The sequence below is a fragment of the Streptomyces murinus genome (assembly GCF_002154555.1).
GTDB lineage: Bacteria > Actinomycetota > Actinomycetes > Streptomycetales > Streptomycetaceae > Streptomyces > Streptomyces murinus.
In genome coordinates, this window is sequence record NZ_MUNF01000705.1 from 1 (window position 1) to 3,459 (window position 3,459).

Annotated in this window: 3 protein-coding genes; 1 reads left to right on the plus strand and 2 read right to left on the minus strand. The window is 74.4% G+C overall.

Translation table 11 applies throughout. From position 1 onward, the window contains the following. The coding region (locus CCN72_RS33480; protein ID WP_086812024.1) for a protein kinase domain-containing protein at window positions 1-1,275 on the plus strand (1,275 nt) is incomplete at its 5' end. Here the strand turns inward: CCN72_RS33480 and CCN72_RS33485 are convergent. Both CCN72_RS33485 and cobA read right to left on the minus strand, forming a co-directional pair. Next, complete coding sequence (locus tag CCN72_RS33485; RefSeq protein WP_086812025.1) at window positions 1,242-2,060, minus strand: TrmH family RNA methyltransferase; 819 nt, start codon at window positions 2,058-2,060, stop codon at window positions 1,242-1,244. The genes CCN72_RS33480 and CCN72_RS33485 overlap by 34 nt on opposite strands. 89 nt (window positions 2,061-2,149) lie before the next feature. Then, on the minus strand, window positions 2,150-3,382 hold the full coding sequence (gene cobA / locus CCN72_RS33490; protein ID WP_086812026.1) for a uroporphyrinogen-III C-methyltransferase: 1,233 nt from the start codon (window positions 3,380-3,382) through the stop codon (window positions 2,150-2,152). Window positions 3,383-3,459 lie beyond the last annotated feature (77 nt).

Sequence of the window (3,459 nt, forward strand, 5' to 3'; positions counted from 1 at the left end):
GCCGAGGACCAGGAGTTCCGCTCGCGTTTCGCGCGCGAGGTCTCCGCGGCCCGTCGGATCCGCGGTGGTTGCACGGCCCGGCTGGTGGCCGCCGACCTGGAGGCCGACCGCCCCTGGTTCGCCACCCAGTACGTCCCCGGGCCCTCGCTGCACGACCGGGTCGCCGACGAGGGCGCGCTGCTCGCGGCCGACGCGGCGGCGATCGGCGCGGCACTGTCCGAGGGCCTGGTCGCGGTGCACGAGGCGGGAGTGGTCCACCGGGACCTGAAGCCCTCCAACATCCTGCTGTCCCCCAAGGGGCCGCGGATCATCGACTTCGGCATCGCCTGGTCCACCGGCGCCTCCACCCTCACCCATGTGGGCACCGCCGTGGGCTCCCCCGGCTTCCTCGCGCCNNCCGACGTCTTCTCGCTGGGCGCGACCCTCGCCTACGCCTCGACCGGCGACTCCCCCTTCGGACACGGCAGTTCGGAGGTGATGCTGTACCGGGTGGTGCACGAGGAACCGCATCTGCACGGTGTGCCCGACGCGCTCGCCCCGCTGATCCGGGCCTGTCTCGCCAAGAACCCCGAGGACCGGCCCAGCACCCTCCAACTGTCGCTGCGGCTCAAGGAGATCGCGGCCCGCGAGGCCCAGGGTCTGAGCGAGGCACGGCCGCCGTCCCCGCGCGCGGCGGAGGCGGACCGGCCCACCGGGCGGCTCGTCGACACCTACCCCGAACCGCAGCGTGCCGCGCGCCGCCAGGCCCCCGGCACACCGTTGCCGCGCGGTGCGGCCCCCCGGGGCGGGGTGCCCTCGCGGGGCGGTTCCCGCGGTGGCGGTACTCCCTCGCGTCCGGGTGCGGCCCGGCCCGCCCCCGAGCAGCGGGGCAGCGGCCCCCGGTCCACCGGTGGCAGCCGTCCCGGTACCCGCGGCGGTGCCCGGCGTCCGGCGCCGCGCACCACGAAGACCGGGCTGCGCCCCGCCAACCCCCGCCTGCTGCGTCAGCGCCTCACCGTGTTCTTCGTGGTGACCCTGCTCGTGGCCCTCGGCATCGCCCTGGCCCAGGGCTGCCAGGGCCCGGCCCGGGGTCTGGGCGACGGGTCCGGGGGCGCGTCCGGCGGGAGCGCCGGGCCGGGCGTACGGCAGTCACGGCAGCTGCCGGCCGACCACGCGCGAGTGGCCGGAGGCGAGGGGTCGTACGGCGACCCGTACGGGTCTCTCCTCACCCGGCGCGGCGCCGTCGTGCAGGAGGGTCCCGGTCAGGACCGGGGTCGTCCCGTCGCCACCGCGTAGAAGGCGACCGCGGCCGCCGCGCCCACGTTGAGCGAGTCGACGCCGTGGGACATCGGGATGCGGACCCATTCGTCGGCGGCGACCAGGGCCTGCCTGGACAGGCCGCCGCCCTCGGCGCCCAGCATCAGCGCGACCCTGTCCATGGTGTGCGGGGCGGCCTCGTCCAGGCTGCGGGCCTTCTCGTCCGGGGTGAGGGCGAGCAGGGTGAAGCCGGCCTCGCGGACCTGCTCCAGGCCCTTCGGCCAGTTCTCCAGGCGGGCGTACGGCACCGAGAACACGGCGCCCATCGACACCTTGACGCTGCGCCGGTACAGCGGGTCGGCACAGTCGGGCGAGAGCAGCACGGCGTCCATGCCGAGGGCGGCCGCGGAGCGGAAGATGGCGCCGATGTTGGTGTGGTCGTTGACCGACTCCATGACCACCACGCGGCGGGCGGAGCCGAGCAGTTCGGCGGCGGTGGGCAGCGGCTTGCGCTGCATGGAAGCGAGGGCGCCGCGGTGCACGTGGTAGCCGGTGACCCGCTCGGCGAGTTCGGGGCTCACGGCGTAGACAGGGGCGGGGAGTTCGTCGATGACGTCGCGCATGACGTCGATCCACTTGGCCGAGAGCAGCATGGAGCGCATCTCGTAGCCGGCTTCCTTGGCGCGGCGGATGACTTTCTCGCCCTCGGCGATGAACAGGCCCTCGGCGGGCTCGCGCTTGCGGCGCAGCTCGACGTCGGTGAGGTCCGTGTAGTCCAAGAGGCGCGGGTCGTCGGGGTCCTCGACGGTGATGAGATCGGCCACAGGGTGATACTGCCTTGTCCTGGGTGTGGTGCCAACGGCTGGGTAGACGTGCGTTACCCGAGGTTACGCGTGATCAAGGGGGTATTCGGTCAGACGGCCCGATCGGGGCCCTCCGTCACGACCGCGCCGATCACGATGACCGCCGGGGGCTTCACGTCCTCGGTGCGGACGGTCTCGGCGACCGTGGCGAGGGTGGCGTCGACGCGGCGCTGCGCGGCCGTCGTGCCTTCCTGCACCAGGGCGACCGGGGTCTTCGGGGACTTGCCGTGCGCGACGAGCGTCTCGGCGATCTTCCCGATCTTGTCGACGCCCATCAGGATCACCAGGGTGCCGGTGAGCTTGGCCAGCGAGGGCCAGTCGACCAGCGAACGCGCGTCGTCGGGGGCGACATGGCCGCTGACGACCGTGAACTCATGGGCGACGCCCCGGTGGGTGACCGGGATGCCGGCCGCGCCCGGCACCGAGATGGAGCTGGAGATGCCAGGGACGACGGTGCAGGGGATGCCGGCCTCGGCGAGCGCCTGGACCTCCTCCATCCCGCGCCCGAAGACGAAGGGGTCGCCGCCCTTGAGCCGTACGACCGACTTGCCCTGCTTGGCGTGCTCGATCAGCGCGTTGTTGATGGCCTCCTGGGCCATGTAGCGGCCGTACGGGATCTTCGCCGCGTCGATCACCTCGACATGCGGGGGGAGTTCGGCGAGCAGGTCGCGGGGGCCGAGCCGGTCGGCGATGACGACGTCCGCCTCGGCGAGCAGCCGGCGGCCGCGGACCGTGATCAGGTCGGGGTCGCCGGGGCCGCCGCCGACCAGCGCGACGCCGGGGGCGCGGGTGCGGTGGTGGGGGGCGACCAGGGTGCCGTCGCGCAGGCCCTCGACGACCGCGTCGCGGACGGCGGCGGTGTGCCGGGGGTCGCGGCCGCGGGCGTCCGTGGTGAGGACGGCGACGGTGACGCCCTCGCTGGTGCCGGTGGCGGGGGTCCAGGCGGTGGCCAGGTCGGCGTCGTCGGAGCGTACGCACCAGACGCGGTGCCGCTCGGCCTCGGCGGAGGCGGCGGTGTTGGCGTCGGGGTCGCTGGTGGCGATGAGCGCGTACCAGGCGTCGGCGAGGTCGCCGTCCGTGTAGCGCCGCCGGTGCCAGGTGAGCTCGCCCGTGTCCGCCATCGCCTCGACGGAGGGGGTCGCCTCCGGGGAGACGAGGACGATGTCCGCGCCGGCCGCGATCAGGGCGGGCAGCCGGCGCTGGGCGACCTGTCCGGCGCCGAGGACGACCACGCGGCGGCCGGAGAGGCGCAGACCTACGGGGTAGGCGGGGTGTTCGGCCATGGCTCCTCCGGGGGCGTTGTGGTGGCCCTGACGTGCGGATTTTACGGTGACGGAGGGCGGTGGCGGGACGGGTGTCC